Raw genomic sequence first — 16372 nt, forward strand, 5'->3', positions numbered from 1 at the left:
TGCGTCTCTACCTGCAAGGATGGTGTTTAACGCTTACTGGGCGAAAGCAATGAAACTTTGTTGGTCGGCGGAAACGTCTTTCATGACTTCTGCCACTTTGCCACCAAACATCGCCCCCAATAATCCGGCATTCATGCTGCCGATATAGGCTTTGCCGTCCGATTTTTCATAGACTGAAATGGTGCATGGCATAAACACGGATATTTTCTTATTCTGATCTTGCTCCAGAATATTGGAAGCATGGGTAGCTTGGCACAAGTTCACCAGCATTACCGGCTTCAAATCCTTGCCTCCGTGCTTTTTAACGGACTCATGCAAGGGCTTAACATCGGATACCACCCAGCCTTTGCTCAAGGCATTCTCTTTAATTTTATCCACCGTTTCTGCTGTGCTTAGCGGACTGGCGCTTTCGTGCAACATCATCCCCGGCATTACATTCCAACCCACCGCTGCTGTTACTACGACGCCCACTACCGCGCCTACCATCATGGCCATTACTGTTTTCATCAAAATTTCCTCTTAGCGAAAAACAATTTGTAATCAAAAATGGGCAGTATTGTTGTATGTCTGCCTCGTCTATAGTTATAGCTACAAAACAGTTAAATCGCGTCGGGCAGAACGCCCAAGAGCATGAGAAAAATCATGATCATTGCAGATAATCTGCGGTGTTGCGTACACAGGTAGAGACGCAACATTTTGCGTCTCTACGGGGTAGGGTATTAGCTTAATAACGGCGCTAATTCGTTTAACGCACGGTGATACACTCGACGTTTAAAAAACACCACTTGGCGGGCAGGCTGCCAATAATCTACCCATTCCCAGTGATCAAATTCCGGTTTCCCGGTTGCCTGTAAATTGACATCATAGTCATTGCACCTCAAGCGCAGCAAAAACCAGCGCTGCTTTTGCCCGATGCACAATGGCCTCGCCCGACGGCGAATCATGTAATGGGGGATGCGATACCGCAACCATCCACGAGTTTGCCCAACAACTTCCACCTGATCGTGCCGCAAACCAACTTCCTCGTACAGCTCACGAAACATGGCGTCAATCGGTGATTCTCCTTGATCTATTCCTCCCTGTGGAAACTGCCAGGAATCCTGCCCTAACCGTTTCCCCCAAAACACTTTCCCGTCGCAATTGCAGAGGATGATGCCCACATTGGCTCTGAATCCTTCCTGATCAATCACGATTCACTCTCCAAAGCTGAACTTACCTTGATTTTTCCACAACTGTCATGATTCGGCAATTTCACGTGAGGAAAAAGCAGGTACAATCGTCGGTTTTCCGCAGCAAGAGTTAAAAAAAACATGACTTTGGCACTTTTTGATCTGGACAACACCCTGCTCAGCGGCGATAGCGACTACGAATGGGGGCAATACTTAGTCAGCAAGGGGTTGGTCGAACGTGATCATTACGAAACCGCCAACCAGTACTTTTACGAGCAATACAAACAAGGCGTGCTCGATATCCACGAGTTTTCGGCGTTTTCCTTCAAGCCACTGAGTGAACGCAGCATGGCGGAATTAGCGACCTTGCACCAAGAATTCATGGCAAGTGTGATTCACCCCCTGATCACCGAAACGGCAAAACAATTGGTGGAACAGCACCGCCGCCAAGGGCATACGCTGATGGTCATTACCGCCACCAATAGCTTTATCACCCGCCCGATTGTCGAGGCGTTTGGCATTCCACACTTGCTGGCAACCGAACCCAAAGTGGTAAATGGGCGCTATACCCGTGAAATTGACGGCGTTCCCTGTTTTCAAGCAGGCAAAGTCACGCGCCTGCAACACTGGCTTGCCAACCGTGCAGAAACCTTAAGGGGCAGCTATTTCTACAGCGATTCACGCAATGACTTGCCCTTGCTGGAAATGGTGGATAACCCCGTCGCCGTTGACCCCGATGACACCTTGCATCAGATTGCCATCGACAAGGGCTGGCCGGTCATTTCCTTGCGCTAAACAGCCGCCCGAAAACACCACCCGCTATTTCCATAAATGCCTGTTGGTGGGTTTCTAGCGGGTTGCTGCCACGATACAGCAAACGGTATTCGGGCTTTTCACATTCTCCGCTATAACGCCCGCTGCTATGCCATTTGCCTAATGCTGTCTCTAACTTAGGCGCTTCCGCCTCCATCATGCCAAACCCGGATTTAGGGAAGAACGGCAGCGGCTCCTGCAAACCCTGCCAATACCATGCCAACAGTTGTTGCAGTTGGGCGCGTGCATCCGTGACCGGCTCAAGCTGGTAATGCTCATCCGGTGTATCAATGCGGGTAACGGGTGGGCAACCACTTTCCGGTACAGCATTCAACACCAGATGATGCAACCAAATATCCAGCCACTGCCAATAACTCAGTTTGCCCAGTTCGTATAGCTGTCGCCCTGCCTGCGTATCCAAATGATTCAACGTACCGCTCAGGTAGAAATCGCCCAAGGTTAAGCTAAATGTTTCACGCTGTAACGCGGGTAAGGGCTGAATGCGGTTGAAAAATACTTCCACCACCTCCGCTTCTTTCCTGAACACCAACTCACCGGGTTTACCGTGTGGCAGCAAGCCCTGCGCTCGTAGCAAAGGTTCCGCCGTACTCACCGGCAGTGCTTGCTGCAATTGCCGGAAAATGCACTCACGTACCTCACGATCACGGTACTGCTCCAAACCGAACGGCTCACGAATGGGCAGCTCTTCGGTATATTCGCTCAAACGCAGGCCAAAACGCTCTTTCAAAAAGGCTCTGGCGGGGTTTTGGTAAAAACGAATCAAATCAGCAAGATTGAGATAACGGTAACTGGCATCAGGCTCAGGCAACACGTTATCCTGCCAAAAAGACGGGAAAAGACTCGCGGCATTCTCCGCTCTCCCCTCCACATAAGGGTTATACGTGAACAAACCATTACCACCACGCAGGTATTTCTGGCTAAAAGCTTGTAAGGGGTGTTTGGTAAGCAAAGCGTTGCGGCTACCCGGTACACAGCGCTCCAAATAATCCATCAGTTCGCTCACTAACACCGAGGGCGGCAATTCGCTGTTATCGTGCGGGCTTTGCCCAAGGTAACTGATATACAAGCCATCACGCGCCGAGAGAATACTTTCCAAAAACAAATAACGGTCTTCATCACGTTTAAGACGGTCGCCACGCTTGATCCCCTGCCCCATGCGGTCAAAACTGGCACGTGCATCCCGCCGTGGATAAATCCCATCATTCATCCCGATCAGGGCAACAAACCGGAAAGGCACAGTCCGCATCGGCATTAAGGCGCAACATGTGATGCCACGCCCCAAAAAGCCATCGGCCTCACTGCGTTTATCGAGCTGTTCCGCCAGTGCACTTTGGAATACCGCCCACTCCAACGGCTGCTCAAAACCCACTTGCGTCACGGTTTTTTCTAAATTCTCCAGCGCTTGCCATACTGATTGCAGCGGCGCATCTTCGCCCACGACGCTATCCAACACCTGACGAAAACGCCGATTCCATTCCGGTAGCAGATGCTGTTGCCGCCCCCACGTTGCCAGCTCAAACACCGCATCCAACACCTGCTGTAAGCGCCCCAGCATTTCTGCTTGACTACCTTCGATTTCATTCCAGGGCAGAATACCGTTGAATAAGGCATCACCGGGCATCACGTAACCCAACAGCAAACGATCCAGCCCGTAACGCCAAGTATGCTCCGGGGTATGCGCCCCACCGAGTTCCGGGCGCATCCCAGCATCAGTACCCCAGCGAATATTGACGGCACGAATCCAAGCACGGCATTGCTGCACTTGCGCTTCATCCGCGCCAATACGCGCACGCACCTCCTCGAATTCTAACAAGGTCAGTACGCTTTCCACGTCACAACGCCCTTGCGGAATGCTCAGCAAATGTTCGCAGAGATGGGTGATGCTTTGCGCATAGGCCGGGTTGCTATCGGCAATACTGAACGGTAGCGGGTAAATCGCACTGGAAAAGACCGCATCCAAATACGGTGCATACGTGTCGATGTCAGGGGTCATCACCACCACATCCGCCGGCGTAATCTCAGGGTGTGCCTCGAATAAAGCAAGAAGCTGATCGTACAACACTTCAACTTCACGCATCGGCGAATGGCAGGCGTGGAAAGTAATCGACGTATCCACCTTCCCCCCTGCTTCTGGCATCCGCAAGTACAACATATCCGCTTGCACCCGCCCTAGCAGCGTGGTTTCATCCGGCTCGCCAAACAATTCCAGATCATCAATATCGGCATTGGCTTCAATCAGCAAATCGAGAAAATCACGCCCCTGCCGCCCCCACGAAGCCAACAGCGGGTTGCCAACACTGAAATAATCCTGCACGTCGGCTTGTTGTTTGTGTTTGCGCTTTTCGGATTCAATATCACCCCAATAGTCTGCACAAGGGTTCATCAAATAAATGTGGATGTCGGTGTATTCCGCCACTTTCCCCAGCAACTGCACATAACCTGGCGACAACACTGGCACAGAAAAAAAACAGATGCGTTTCGGCAAAACCGTCGGTTCAAGCGTTGCCAACGCATGGGCAAAACGTTCTTGCAAACGCACCCAATGCGGCAAGTGCTGTTCGCCTGCCACCCGCCACCACAACCGCGCTTGCCAGTCATCCGCAGCACCTTTACCGCTTTCCCATTCCCGAATCCAGTCCGGGCGGAAAAACAGGTATTGGTCAAACACTTTGGCAAGCTGAGCCGCGAGTTGCCAAGCCGCCATTGCCCCGCCATCGAGGTAACGCGCCAGTTCCGGCCATTCTTCAGGTTCACTCAGAAAAATAGCCAACAAGCGCCACCGCATTAATGCCGGAGTGCAAGGGTCTTTCTCAGGAACCTCGGCTAACACCATGCGTAACAATTCCCACGTCATTTCTGCCGGGAATAAGTAGCGAATATTCGCAGTAATGCCATTAAAACCCGCCGTTTGCAACGAGAGCCAGCGCCCCATCCCGCTGTTTTGCACCACCACCTGTTCTTTTGCCAACGGCGCTAACGGGTCATCACGCTGCAAACGGGCGAACTCGCTGGCAAGTTGTTCGAGTTGGTTGGAATGGTGGAGGTAGAGCATGGCTATGTCACCAACGTGTAATGTTTTTTGCTGAGTTCCAGCCCGAACCAGCGTTCCAGTTTCAACATCCACCAATGTTTTTGCTGCTTGCGGGTGGGGCGGTAGGCGGGGTTGGTTTGAAATAAACCAGTTGCGGATGGGAGCCAGTCTTGTACCACAGCCGGGTGAGTGCCGTTGAATTCGCGCAAAATACGGACATCCATCTCACGGTAATCAATCGCGGCATTGCGTTTGTTCCAATATTTTTCTACCCAACTGGCTTTGAGGTTCATTTGGGCTTCGCTTCTGATCCAGCCGTAGTGGTACATGGTTGCGCCAGTGTGCGCCGCATTGGGATAGCGCCCGTGTTTGTTGGAGGCTAATACCAGCCAAAATAAGCCGTCGGGGGCGTAACTTCTGACCGACGCTTTGATAATGCGCGGGGCGCGGCGATACCAGCCCGGCGACCACAAATAGGTATTGGCATTGCCGTAAAAGTGCAGGTAATCAAAGATTAGGGCTTCCACGCGCTCGTCGTGCAAGTGTTGTTGCATACTGGCTTGAATGCGCGGCAAGTCGTTTTCATGCACCACTTCATCGGCTTCCAGATAGAAAATCCAGTCGCCGGTACAGGCAAATTGCGCGATCATTTTTTGCTGCCCGTAGACGTAACCTTTGACACGCATATTGTCATTCCACACCGTTTCGATGATGCGAATTTTGGGTTCGTGGAGGTCGCGGAGGATTTGCAAGGTATCGTCTTCACTTTGCCCGACCACAATGACGAATTCATCCACAATCGGTAGGATTGAGCGGATGGATTCGAGGAAGGGATACCCTAAAATTTGCGCATTACGGATAAATGTACAACCACTGACTTTCACGATTGCACCCCGTTATAGCGTTGAATTTCCAGTAATTTGGCGTATTTCAGGTAAGACCCCAGCGCATTCAATAGTGAAATGGTGAAGCCGTCAAAGCCGCAGCCAATACCGCCTTTGATTAAATAGTTCTTCAGGAAAGCCCCCAAGCCATGCAGTGGCGGCGACCAGACGCTGACACGCCGTTGGCTGGTGGCATTGTCGAGGGCGTATTGGGTGGAATACTTATTCAGCTTGTGCAGTATGTCGTGGTAGTTGGTGTAAGAATAATGCCGGATGTGCGATTTCAGCGCGGTATGGGCGCTGCTTTCGACTTTTTCATGGCATTGCGCATGGGAAAAACGCACTTTTTCACGGTTGAATAAGCGCCGCACATGATCGGGATACCAGGAGGTGCAGCGTATCCATTTGTCATGAAACAGGTTTTTGCGGCGAAACGCATAGGTGTCATACGGGCTATTGGTCAAGTCTAGCGTTTTGATGTCGCTGATGGCATCCGCCTCCAAACGTTCATCCGCATCCAAACTCAGTACCCATGCATGTTGGCAGTGATCTACACCGTAGTTTTTCTGTGGCCCGTAGCCGAGGAACGCTTGCGAATACACCTTGGCACCTAATTCTGTGGCAATTGCCACGGTGTCATCGCTGCTGAGGGAGTCAATCACGATGATTTCATCGCAGACTTGCCACAGCGATTCAAGGCAGGCGCGAATATTGTGTGCTTCGTTGTAGGTGATGACTAGCCCACTAATGTTGGTCATGAATGTTCTCTTTTGGAATGTTTTTCATCCAGTTACTAACTGCGGTACTGATGAGCGCAGGGTTTATCTTGTAAAGGCACTCGCTGCGACCGTGTTGATCGTCACAACCGGCTTTTCCACACGGTACGCACGCCATATCGGCTTGAAAAATCGTGATATTGCTGTAAGTCTGCTGTGGTTGGTTGTGTGTCGCCGCCGTTTGCAATGCATTATTCCACGGCGACCAAATAGGTAGCAGTGTAGGGCCAAAAATCGCAAAAATAGGCTTATCTTGCGCGGCTGCAATGTGCATGTTCAGGGTATCCCCACCCACATACGCGCTGGCGAGATGGCTGAGCGCAATGTACTCATCCAGACTGGTTTCCCCAATAAAATCGTAAAGATTGTCCAAGTCTGGCAGTGTGACTTTGATGTGTAAATCCAGCGGTGTGTTCGCGCCTGTCACCACAATCGCTATTCCCAAGGCATTGAGTCGGTGTAGCAACTGTTGGCGTAAGGTGTCTGGATAAATTTTGTAGGCATACTGAGCCGAGGGGTGGAAAATTAAAAACGTGCGGATGCCTTGCGCATGGAGTTTAGCTTGCACCCGCTGCAAGGCTTCAGCGCTATGTTGAATGTGCGTTATTACCTTACCTTGTGGAATCTGCAACACGTTTAAGGCTTTTAAATGGTTGAGAATGACGTGTTGCGTGGGGTCAAGATAATAATAACCATCGAGTAAGCGTTGTTTCCACCAGCTTTTACGGGTGTCGGTTTCAATCAGGCTGATGGCTTGTCGCCCTGCGAGTCGCGCATACAACACACTGCTATCGGTGGTGGTGAGGGAAATTGCCAGATCATACCGCCGCCACAGTTGACGAATTAAGCCGACTTGTTGGCGCATTCGCGCCCACCAGGGCAAGGTTTTCCATACATAGGAATAGCAATAAATACGGCGTACCGCTGGCAAGGCTTTGGCAATGCCCAAGGTATCGTCATTGATGAGTAAATCAATGCCTGCCCCTGCATAATAATCCTGTAACTGTTGTAGCAATGCTGAGCTTAACAATACATCGCCGTTGGAGCGGCGGATAATGACGAGAATCTGTTTAGCCATACTGATGTTCATAATCCGCAAATAACAGCGCCCCTAACCACAAGAACAAAAACGTTAAGTAATGATCCATGAGATAGCCATCCGTCAAAAAGATTACCGCATAGAAGACGGTAAATGCCAGCATGAACGGTCGAAGTGGATTGGTCGAATGCTGATAATGGTTGAACATGGTGTAAAACAGGTAGAGCAATACAGCTAAACCGAATATGCCAAACAGTACCATTTGTTGCACGTAAACATTGTGTGAGTGCGCCAATATTTCACCGCGTGTCGCTTCGGGAAACTTTTGTTGATTAACACGGTAATATTCTTGTTGGTAATCACCTGTGCCAACGCCAAATACGGGATTTTCTTGAATAATCTCAAACGAATTTAACAACATAATAACTCGTAAGCCTACGCTGGAATTGGGTACTTCTTCGTAATGCTGGGCTTCGTAAAATGCTTGATCTACCCGTTCTTGCATAACGGGACTAAGCAGATAAGCTGTTGGTACTATAGTGATTAATAAAGCTAAGTTGAATAGTGCTGGTTTGAAGTATTTGCCTTGGTAATATTGAAACACAAACAAGGATAGCAGCACTAAGAAGACCAACTGTCCCATCCGCCCTTCGGTGATAAATAAGTTAATTCCCATAAGAATGAATAAGATGATGCCAGCGATACGCTGTGTTGTGGATAATGCATCACGGCGCAAAAAAATAGCGTACAGCAGGAGGTAAAGCGTCAGTGCCAGAACAGGGCTATACACAATGTGACTGACAAACGGCGTTGTATCCTTGCTATCTGGCAGTTGTTCTAAACGCAGCCATTCATATGATGGGATCATATCAACGTACAAGCCATAAGATAGCCCCACCATCACTACCATTGACAAAATAAACGCAACCAAATAATGCCGGATATGTTCTGGGCGTACCACCGTCATGAGTACAGGGAGCAATAGGTATTTGATTTCTTTTTTTAAAACAAAACGTGCGCCGTCCCAATCACTTGTCCATAGCAATCCGATAAAATGCAAAAGGATAAATGCCAGGATTGCCCAAGTGATGGGATGATGTTTGATGCGTTGAAATTTTGCAGAAAAATTACCTTCTATCAACCATAGCAGTAAAATCAGAGTCATAATGGCGCTGCCAATGGCTATGCTCATGATAAAACTAAAAGCCAATAAAATCAGCAACCAAGAATTAATTAATCCGATGGTTGATTTCCAATTTTTAAATCCATTTAAATTGTTATTTTTTAACATGTTAGTTATTTCAGTCCTCGCTTTGTACTTACGCTGACTGTGCATCCTCACAGAAAAGCAGGCAAAATCAGAAAGAAAAGTTTACCATAAGCGGTCGCAAACAGTACTAAACCGAACGTGGAAACAACGCTTCAACACACTTTTTCATCACCGCGTTACTGGCCAACTTGGTTGGGGTTGGGGTGTTTATGGCTGGCGGTCAAATTGCCGTGGCGCTTGCAAATGTGGCTGGGTCAAGCCTTGGGGCTATTGATGTTCCATGCACTGCCTCGGCGCCGCGCGATCAGTCGAATCAATTTGGCACTGGCTTTTCCTAATCATTCTGCTGCTGAACGTGAACAGCTCAATCGGGCGCATTTTATTTCCTTAGGGCGCGGTTTGTTTGAATTGGGTTTGAGCTGGTGGGGCAATCTGGAACGTTTAAACCAACACACCACGATCGAAGGCATGGAACATTTGCAAGCCGCGCTGCAACAGGGTGGCGTGGTATTGCTGAGTGCGCATTTCACCAGTTTGGAATTGGGAGGGCGCTTATTGGCACAATACTTTCCCTTGCATGTGGTATACCGCCCGCATCGTAACCCGCTGATTGAATTACGGACGACACGCTTACGGACGCAGCGTTACGGTAAAGCGATTCCGCGTGACAATATCCGTGACATGATCCGCAGTTTGCAACAGGGCTTTGCGGTCTGGTATGCGCAGGATCAGAACTTTGGGCGTAAAAATTCGGTATTTGTACCGTTTTTTGGTGTACCGGCGGCGACGAATACCGCAACCAGCCGTTTGGCGGCGTTAGGTAAGGCGCAAGTCGTACCGTTTTTTACCGTGCGTACTGAAACCGGCTATTTGTTGCGGTTTTTACCGGCTTTGGAAGCGTTTCCGAGTGATTCGGTGTTGGCGGATACCACCTTAATTAATCAATTGATTGAGCAACAGGTGCGTGAGTTTCCAGCACAGTATTTGTGGACGCATCGACGCTATAAGGATAGGCCTGAAGGCGGCTACCGTTATGATGCTTAACATTTATGTAAATGATGAAGCTACCAATTATTTTTAGTCAGGAATATTTTATATCAATGCCAAGGGTAACTACTCAGTCTCCTAAAAAATCAGCTACACTATCGATATGAACCAGCTACCCCGCCCAACACGAGAAAGTCTCCAGCAGTTAAGCCACGCCGAATTGGTGGAGTTAGTGTTGACGCTGTTTGACCGTATTGATCAGTTGACCGCCCGCGTGAATGAGCTGGAAGCACAGCTCAACAAAAACAGTAAAAATTCACACAAGCCCCCGTCATCGGATGGACTGAAACGCCAACCCGCACAGCCGCGTCAGCTTGGACAACGCCCAAAAGGTGGCCAGCCAGGTCATAAAGGGCATAGCCTCGTGATGCACCCATCACCCGATCACGTGGAATATTACGGTGTTGCCGGGCATTGCGACTGTGGTTTGCCGCTAACCGAAGCCCTGATTGAGACAGGTGAATGTCGGCAACAGTGGGACATTCCCGAACCCCAAATCGTGGTCACGGAACACCGCCAACTGATTTGCACGTGTGGTTGTGGCAAGGTTCATAAAGGCGAATTCCCGGCAACACTCGCCCCTTACATCAGTTACGGCGCACGTTTAAAGGCCTATACGGTGGGTTTGGTACAAGGTCATTTCATTTCGCTGTCACGGGCAAGCGAGATTGTATTCGACCAATACGGTGTTCAGGGCGACCGCATATAAATTTGCATTGAAACAATGCAGTTAGCGACACTACCGGTTTTAGCCGTTACGGAAAACCATGATGAGTGCCAGTCTGATAGATCATTTTTCGCCATTGGAAGATCCCCGGATAGAGCGTAACAAACGCCACGCGCTGTTGGACATACTGGTACTGGTGGTCAGTGCGGTATGCAGTAATGCCAAAGGTTGGGAGGCGATAGAAGATTTTGGACACGCCAAACTGGATTGGCTGCGTCAGTACGTGCCGCTGGTGAATGGAGTTCCTTCCCACGACTGCATTGAATATGTAATGACCCGGCTGTCACCCGTCAAATTCCGGGAGTGCTTCATCAATTGGACGCAGGCGGTCAAACGTGAAGTTCAAGAGGTTATCGCAGTTGATGGCAAAACCGCCAGAGGTTCACGTGACCGTGCCAATGGCGGCAAGCCTTTGCACATGGTGACGGCTTGGGCGTGTGAAAACCGGCTGGTATTGGCACAAGAGGCAACCGATGAGAAATCCAATGAAATCACCGCCATCCCCAAGCTGCTTGAACTGCTGGAACTGAAAGACTGCATTGTGACGCTGGACGCGATGGGCTGCCAACGCGCCATTGCCGAACAGATTAAGGAACAGCAAGGGTAAACGGTCATTCTAGCCCGTCGTTGACATCCGCAAACAAATCCGAGCGCAATGGCTTATCCGCAAACCGTTGTTTCCAACATCTTGGCGTAAGGTCTTGCACCTGAGAAGCAGGATGCTCACTAACGCGCAACAGAACATCCATCAGATAGACATACGGGTTAATGTCGTAACTGTTCACGAGCTTGCAACTGCCACAGCTTGAGCTATGCTTGATGAATGAACGATCTGACCATCACCACCGATTTTACCGACATTGCGTTGCCCACCGATTTGGCAGCCTCCCAGCAGCTTAACCGTGATCTGCTGACGTTGGTGGTTGCTTTGCAAGCACGGGTCAAACGACTGGAAGCGGAACTGACGGAACTGAAAGAACGCCTGAATGACTCCTCCAGTAACTCATCTAACCCACCCTCACGAAGTAAGCGGTAAGCGACCAGCACGGCGGCTATAACCACCACCCCACTGAACGGCGGCAACTGTGCTGGGCGCATATCATCCGTAAGTTCAAAAAAATGGCACAACGTTACGGGCGGGCAGGCATCTTAGGGAAACGTTTGCTGCGTCTGGCACGCCTGATTGTCCACTTACATAACCGCAAGCTCGCAGGCGCTTACGCTGACAGACTCTACCGGCAACGTATGGATAAACTCCGCGAAGCCTTTCGGCAGTAAGCGACCATTTCAGCACGTCTAGCCCTCGCGATTTCCACGTCCTAAACTGGTTTCCAACCTGAACAACCGAAGGAAACCTCAATGAAACGCCCTCACCGCCGCGCCAGCGAATGGCAAACCCTCATTAGCCAATGGCAAGCCAGCGGCTTATCCACCCCGGCATTTTGTGAACAGCACAGTATCGGTTACGCCAGTTTTTGCCAATGGCGGCAGCGTCTACGCTCCGCAGATGGCGTGGAGGAACCAGCCGTTCCCGCCAATACCTTCATCGACTTGGGAGCATTATCGGCGGGTCATGCCGCACTGGGGCAAGGCTGGCACATTGTGCTGAGTTTGGGGAATGGTGTTGAACTACGCCTGAGCCAACGCTGATGTTTGCCCCCGCAGCCACCGCCCGCATCTGGCTATGCACCCAAGCCACCGACATGCGCAAAAGCTTTACGGGGCTGACCGCTTTGGTGAAAAACCAGTTAGGGCAAAATCCCCTGAGTGGGCATTATTTCGTGTTTGTGAACCTGCGTAAAACCCAGATGAAGATCCTCTATTTTGAACCCGGCGGCTATTGCTTATGGAGCCAACGCCTGGAGCAGGGCCAATACCGGGTGCAGCCGACAACTAGCGGGCAGCGCGAACTGACCCGGACGGATTTGCAGTTGATTTTGGCGGGCATTGAGGTGCAAAAATCCAGACAATTCAAGCGTTACCAGTATCCTGTGCAGCCACATTCTGGTACAATAAGCCCATGATTTTTAAAGCCATCCACCCCGTCTGACACCAGCGTTCCCATGCCGCCGATTGTGGCGGAAATGCTGGCGTTGCGTGAGGAAAATGCTGCCCTGAAACAGGATATAGCCGAATTAAAACGCCAATTAGCGTGGTTCAGGCAACATGTCTTTGGCAGCAAATCGGAAAAGCGTCCGGTTGAGATACCGGTGGCGCAGTTGCCGTTGTTTGCCCCCGCCGCCACCCCGGTTGCCGCACCCGAGGGTGAAAGCATTACCGTCACCTACCAACGCGGCAAAGCCCCCAAGCTGCGCCCCGATGACTGCGTGAATGACAGCGGGTTACGCTTTACCGCCGATGTCCCGGTCAAGGTGATTCACCTCACCCCGCCGGAACTTCAGGGGGAAGAGGCTGACCAGTATGAGGTGATCGGCACCCAGGTGACCCATCGGGTGGCGCAACGCCCTGCCAGCTACCTCATCCTGCAATACGAGCGCCCGGTCATCAAACGTAAGGGCAGTGCTTCGGCTTCGCTCAGCAACCCACCACTTCCCAGCCCTGCACCCGCCAACGTGCTGGAACGTAGTGTCACCGATGTCAGCTTTTTGGTGGGGATGTTGGTGGACAAGTTCCAGTACCACCTGCCGTTGTACCGCCAGCACCAACGCCTGACCCAAGCGGGGATCACCCTCAGCCGCACGACGCTGACCAATGCGGTGAAACGTGCCATCGACCTGCTCAAACCCATTGCCGAAGCGCAACTCGCCAGTGTACTGCAAAGCAAGCTGCTGGCGATGGACGAAACCCCCATCAAAGCCAGCCCCGCAGGCAACGGCAAGATGAAGCAAGGCTACTTCTGGCCGCTGTACGGGGATCAGGACGAAATCGTCTTCACCTTCTCCGCCAGCCGTGGGCGGCAACACATTGAAAAGACTCTTCGCCAACAGTTCAGCGGCACACTGCTCAGCGACGGTTACCGTGCTTATGCCAGTTACGTCAACGCCAATGACAAGATTACCCATGCCCAATGCTGGGTACACAGCCGTCGCACCTTCATTGCCGCCGAAACCGCTGAACCACAAGCAGTACGCCAAGCCCTTGACACTATCGCGGCACTCTATCAGCACGAAGCCCAGATTAACGAGAAAAAACTCGACGGGGAAGCCAAACGTACCTACCGCCTCACCCACAGCAAGCCGTTGGTCGACCAGTTCTTTGAATGGTGCCAAACCCAATTACAACGTACCGATTTAATCCCCTCCAACCCGCTGACCAAAGCCCTTGGTTATGTCATCCGCCGCGAACACGAACTGCGCGTGTTTCTGGAAGATCCCGACGTGCCAATGGATACCAACCACATCGAACGCGCCCTGCGGCCCATCCCCATGGGCAGGAAAAACTGGTTGTTCTGCTGGACAGAACTCGGCGCGGAACACGTGGGCATCATCCAAAGCCTGATCACCACCTGCCGCCTGCATGACATTAACCCGTATGTCTATCTGATGGATGTTCTGTTGCGCGTTAGTGAGCATCCCGCTTCTCAGGTGCAAGACCTTACGCCAAGATGTTGGAAACAACGGTTTGCGGATAAGCCATTGCGCTCGGATTTGTTTGCGGATGTCAACGACGGGCTAGAATGACCGTTTACTTTCGGCAGACATTGGTAGCAGGTAGCGGCTTACGGCAAGCACAACATCCCGATAAGCCCACTAAAACCGCCAACCAGTGCCAACGTTTACTGGATGATGAGCTTATGTTATGGACATTTCTGCGTCATCCCGGTGTTCCTCTGACCAATAATGCCGCCGAACGTGCCATCCGCCCCTATGTCATCTGGCGTAAGACCAGTTTTTTCAGCCAATCTTTCCGGGGCGACCAATTCCGCCCGTTAATACTGACTATTGTGGAAACCTGCAAACGCCTAGGTGTCAGCGCTTACCGAATTATCCGCCAGGCGTGCCAGCAGGCACTGACCAAAAAACCAGTGACGGTGCGTTTGCCGATTCCTCCACCGCAAGTACTGAATCCGGTTACTGGATTTCTTGCCGCTTAAGGGGAGCTGTTCCGTGAACAGTTACTTGTGGGTGACTCAAATCAGCAATTAATGGTTTTGCTAGGGAGTTATTATTTGAATAAGTAAAACTGTCAAGTTTTAGTCTTTTCCATTAATCCATTTATGTACTCATTAATCTCATCACGAAAACGCATTGCGGAAAATCGCTGGGCAAATTGGTTAATGATTTTGGGGTCAAAGGTATGCTGTTTTGTCTCGAATTCATCCACTGCCTGGCGGATTGCAGCTTCGGTCTGTTCCGCAAAATGGATGCCAGTTTTATTATGAATGACAGTTTCTGCGGTTCCCCCCTGATTCAGGCAAATAACCGGTGTACCACAGGCTTGGGCTTCCACAGGGATAATACCGAAGTCTTCCAACGCGGCAAATACCAGCGCCTTCGCTTTTTGCATTAGACTGGTTACGATTTCATCAGGTTGATAGCCTAAAAACTCAATATTAGCAGTTGCCATCTTGCGTAATTTTTCCATTTCAGGGCCATTACCAACCACTAGCAGCTTGTGTGAGGTATTAGCAAATACCTGTATTATCAGATCTGTCCGTTTATAAGGAACCAGTCGTGAGAAAGTTAAATAATAATTTTCTTTATTTGTCTCTAAACTGAACCGATCAGTGTCTACAGGTGGGTAAATGACGTGAGCTTCCCGCCGATAAATTTTTTGGATGCGCTTGCGGACATAGTGTGAATTGGCAATGAAATAGTCCACACGGTTGCTACTGGCTACATCCCATAGGCGCAGACGATGTAAAGCATAGCGAGTAAGCCAAGATTTTATGCTGCTTTGTAAATTTCCGTCGCGCAGGTAGTCATGATACATATCCCAAGCGTAGCGTACCGGTGTGTGGCAATAGCACACATGTAACTGCCGGTGATGAGTTAACACACCTTTTGCGACCGAATGAGATGAAGATAATATTAGATCGTACTTTTCCAGATTGAACTGCTCAATCGCGAGGGGAAATAGTGGAAGGTAATGACGAAAGTGTTTACGGGCAAAGGGTAGTCGTTGGATGAATGATGTTTGGGTTCGTTTGTCAGCCAAAAGCGATGTGCGATCAGCATCATCCAGCCAGTCTACTAAGGTGAAGATGTCGGCTTCTGGGTATAGGCTGTTGAATGATCCGACACATTTTTCTGAACCTGCGATTTCACTAAGCCATTCATGTACGAGTGCAACTTGCATCTAAAAACCTTTGTAGTATTGATAAGTGTCTGTAACAATAAGCAGATTAATGCATGAGCAGAGAACACTCAAGCGCATTGCCTGCCGCGTTGCCGTTTGGGGGAATTAGCCGCTATTCTGCAAGGGGCGCAAGGCGTTATCGGCATGGATACCGGTTTAATGCATTTGGCGGCGGCGCTCGACCAACGAGGCGTGGCATTGTATCCTGTTACCGTTGCGCAATTGACTGGCATTGTTGGCAATAGCACGACCTTGCGCCCGATGATCAGGAGAACTTACGACTGTTGAGTTAGCAGAAAAGAGGGAAGTTATTTCGGGACAGTTCCTAACCCGTAT

At 50.4% G+C, this 16372-nt stretch carries 17 protein-coding genes and 3 pseudogenes; 11 read left to right on the forward strand and 9 right to left on the reverse strand.

The annotated features are described in order from the left end of the window. Positions 1-33: 33 nt before the first annotated feature. A complete protein-coding gene (locus QJT81_18125) occupies positions 34-507 on the reverse strand; it encodes a DUF302 domain-containing protein (GenBank protein WGZ93686.1) in 474 nt (157 codons plus the stop codon). Between the two features lie 212 nt (positions 508-719). Next, complete coding sequence (locus QJT81_18130) at positions 720-1190, reverse strand: RNA pyrophosphohydrolase (GenBank protein WGZ93687.1); 471 nt, start codon at positions 1188-1190, stop codon at positions 720-722. Between the two features lie 120 nt (positions 1191-1310). Between QJT81_18130 and QJT81_18135 the strand changes: the two genes are divergently transcribed. Beyond that, positions 1311-1964, forward strand: a complete 654-nt coding sequence (locus QJT81_18135; protein ID WGZ93688.1) for an HAD family hydrolase — start codon at positions 1311-1313, stop codon at positions 1962-1964. Here QJT81_18135 and recC read toward each other — a convergent pair. From recC to QJT81_18160, 5 genes are read right to left on the reverse strand one after another with little or no spacing between them, the layout of a single operon-like run. Then, complete coding sequence (gene recC / locus QJT81_18140; GenBank protein ID WGZ93689.1) at positions 1948-5055, reverse strand: exodeoxyribonuclease V subunit gamma; 3108 nt, start codon at positions 5053-5055, stop codon at positions 1948-1950. The genes QJT81_18135 and recC overlap by 17 nt on opposite strands. 2 nt (positions 5056-5057) lie before the next feature. Further along, on the reverse strand, positions 5058-5918 hold the full coding sequence (locus QJT81_18145; GenBank protein ID WGZ93690.1) for a glycosyltransferase: 861 nt from the start codon (positions 5916-5918) through the stop codon (positions 5058-5060). After that, positions 5915-6676, reverse strand: coding sequence for a glycosyltransferase family 2 protein (locus QJT81_18150; protein ID WGZ93691.1), 762 nt, complete (start codon positions 6674-6676; stop codon positions 5915-5917). Before QJT81_18150 ends, QJT81_18145 begins: the two co-directional genes overlap by 4 nt. Continuing rightward, positions 6663-7772 (reverse strand): glycosyltransferase family 9 protein, encoded by a 1110-nt coding sequence (locus QJT81_18155; protein WGZ93692.1) that lies wholly within the window; start codon positions 7770-7772, stop codon positions 6663-6665. Before QJT81_18155 ends, QJT81_18150 begins: the two co-directional genes overlap by 14 nt. Further along, on the reverse strand, positions 7765-9024 hold the full coding sequence (locus tag QJT81_18160; protein WGZ93693.1) for an O-antigen ligase family protein: 1260 nt from the start codon (positions 9022-9024) through the stop codon (positions 7765-7767). Before QJT81_18160 ends, QJT81_18155 begins: the two co-directional genes overlap by 8 nt. A gap of 117 nt (positions 9025-9141) precedes the next feature. Here QJT81_18160 and lpxL point away from each other — a divergent pair, with 117 nt between their 5' ends. The 3 genes from lpxL (at position 9142) to QJT81_18175 (ending at position 11384) form a co-directional block, all read left to right on the forward strand. Continuing rightward, positions 9142-10047 (forward strand): LpxL/LpxP family Kdo(2)-lipid IV(A) lauroyl/palmitoleoyl acyltransferase, encoded by a 906-nt coding sequence (gene lpxL, locus QJT81_18165; GenBank protein ID WGZ93694.1) that lies wholly within the window; start codon positions 9142-9144, stop codon positions 10045-10047. Positions 10048-10153: 106 nt separating this feature from the next. Continuing rightward, positions 10154-10759: a DUF6444 domain-containing protein gene (locus QJT81_18170; GenBank protein WGZ93695.1), complete on the forward strand. Its 606-nt coding sequence runs from the start codon at positions 10154-10156 to the stop codon at positions 10757-10759. Between the two features lie 61 nt (positions 10760-10820). Continuing rightward, positions 10821-11384, forward strand: a complete 564-nt coding sequence (locus QJT81_18175; protein WGZ93696.1) for an ISAs1 family transposase — start codon at positions 10821-10823, stop codon at positions 11382-11384. A 4-nt stretch (positions 11385-11388) separates the two neighbouring features. On the opposite strand, the pseudogene QJT81_18180 reads toward QJT81_18175, so the two are convergent. Further along, positions 11389-11574 (reverse strand): annotated as a pseudogene (locus tag QJT81_18180) (transposase domain-containing protein). A gap of 26 nt (positions 11575-11600) precedes the next feature. Here QJT81_18180 and QJT81_18185 point away from each other — a divergent pair. From QJT81_18185 to QJT81_18210, 6 genes and pseudogenes are all read left to right on the forward strand, one after another. Further along, positions 11601-11813, forward strand: a complete 213-nt coding sequence (locus QJT81_18185; protein ID WGZ93697.1) for a DUF6444 domain-containing protein — start codon at positions 11601-11603, stop codon at positions 11811-11813. Positions 11814-11860: 47 nt separating this feature from the next. Then, on the forward strand, positions 11861-12055 hold the full coding sequence (locus tag QJT81_18190) for a hypothetical protein (GenBank protein ID WGZ96515.1): 195 nt from the start codon (positions 11861-11863) through the stop codon (positions 12053-12055). Positions 12056-12136: 81 nt separating this feature from the next. Continuing rightward, positions 12137-12427, forward strand: coding sequence for an IS66 family insertion sequence element accessory protein TnpB (locus QJT81_18195; protein WGZ93698.1), 291 nt, complete (start codon positions 12137-12139; stop codon positions 12425-12427). Continuing rightward, the gene (gene tnpB / locus QJT81_18200; protein ID WGZ93699.1) at positions 12427-12801 is read left to right on the forward strand and encodes an IS66 family insertion sequence element accessory protein TnpB; all 375 of its coding nucleotides are present in this window, start codon (positions 12427-12429) and stop codon (positions 12799-12801) included. The genes QJT81_18195 and tnpB overlap by 1 nt, the downstream gene beginning before the upstream one ends. A gap of 78 nt (positions 12802-12879) precedes the next feature. Further along, positions 12880-14418: pseudogene (locus tag QJT81_18205) on the forward strand (IS66 family transposase). An 86-nt stretch (positions 14419-14504) separates the two neighbouring features. Next, positions 14505-14642 (forward strand): annotated as a pseudogene (locus QJT81_18210) (transposase). A gap of 281 nt (positions 14643-14923) precedes the next feature. On the opposite strand, the gene QJT81_18215 reads toward QJT81_18210, so the two are convergent. Continuing rightward, positions 14924-16036, reverse strand: coding sequence for a glycosyltransferase family 4 protein (locus tag QJT81_18215; protein WGZ93700.1), 1113 nt, complete (start codon positions 16034-16036; stop codon positions 14924-14926). 96 nt (positions 16037-16132) lie between these two features. Between QJT81_18215 and QJT81_18220 the strand changes: the two genes are divergently transcribed. Further along, positions 16133-16324 (forward strand): glycosyltransferase family 9 protein, encoded by a 192-nt coding sequence (locus QJT81_18220; GenBank protein WGZ93701.1) that lies wholly within the window; start codon positions 16133-16135, stop codon positions 16322-16324. The last annotated feature ends 48 nt before the right edge of the window (positions 16325-16372 follow it).

Origin of the sequence: Candidatus Thiothrix putei (genome assembly GCA_029972225.1) — a bacterium.
In the GTDB taxonomy this organism is placed as follows: domain Bacteria; phylum Pseudomonadota; class Gammaproteobacteria; order Thiotrichales; family Thiotrichaceae; genus Thiothrix; species Thiothrix putei.

What these genes read in the sequence shown, in the direction of transcription:
- QJT81_18125 (WGZ93686.1), bottom strand. Translation starts at nt 507, where the DNA reads ATGAAAACAGTAATGGCCATGATGGTAGGCGCGGTAGTGGGCGTCGTA.
- QJT81_18135 (WGZ93688.1), top strand. Translation starts at nt 1,311, where the DNA reads ATGACTTTGGCACTTTTTGATCTGGACAACACCCTGCTCAGCGGCGAT.
- recC (WGZ93689.1), bottom strand. Translation starts at nt 5,055, where the DNA reads ATGCTCTACCTCCACCATTCCAACCAACTCGAACAACTTGCCAGCGAG.
- QJT81_18150 (WGZ93691.1), bottom strand. Translation starts at nt 6,676, where the DNA reads ATGACCAACATTAGTGGGCTAGTCATCACCTACAACGAAGCACACAAT.
- QJT81_18155 (WGZ93692.1), bottom strand. Translation starts at nt 7,772, where the DNA reads ATGGCTAAACAGATTCTCGTCATTATCCGCCGCTCCAACGGCGATGTA.
- QJT81_18160 (WGZ93693.1), bottom strand. Translation starts at nt 9,024, where the DNA reads ATGTTAAAAAATAACAATTTAAATGGATTTAAAAATTGGAAATCAACC.
- QJT81_18170 (WGZ93695.1), top strand. Translation starts at nt 10,154, where the DNA reads ATGAACCAGCTACCCCGCCCAACACGAGAAAGTCTCCAGCAGTTAAGC.
- QJT81_18175 (WGZ93696.1), top strand. Translation starts at nt 10,821, where the DNA reads ATGAGTGCCAGTCTGATAGATCATTTTTCGCCATTGGAAGATCCCCGG.
- QJT81_18185 (WGZ93697.1), top strand. Translation starts at nt 11,601, where the DNA reads ATGAACGATCTGACCATCACCACCGATTTTACCGACATTGCGTTGCCC.
- QJT81_18195 (WGZ93698.1), top strand. Translation starts at nt 12,137, where the DNA reads ATGAAACGCCCTCACCGCCGCGCCAGCGAATGGCAAACCCTCATTAGC.
- tnpB (WGZ93699.1), top strand. Translation starts at nt 12,427, where the DNA reads ATGTTTGCCCCCGCAGCCACCGCCCGCATCTGGCTATGCACCCAAGCC.
- QJT81_18215 (WGZ93700.1), bottom strand. Translation starts at nt 16,036, where the DNA reads ATGCAAGTTGCACTCGTACATGAATGGCTTAGTGAAATCGCAGGTTCA.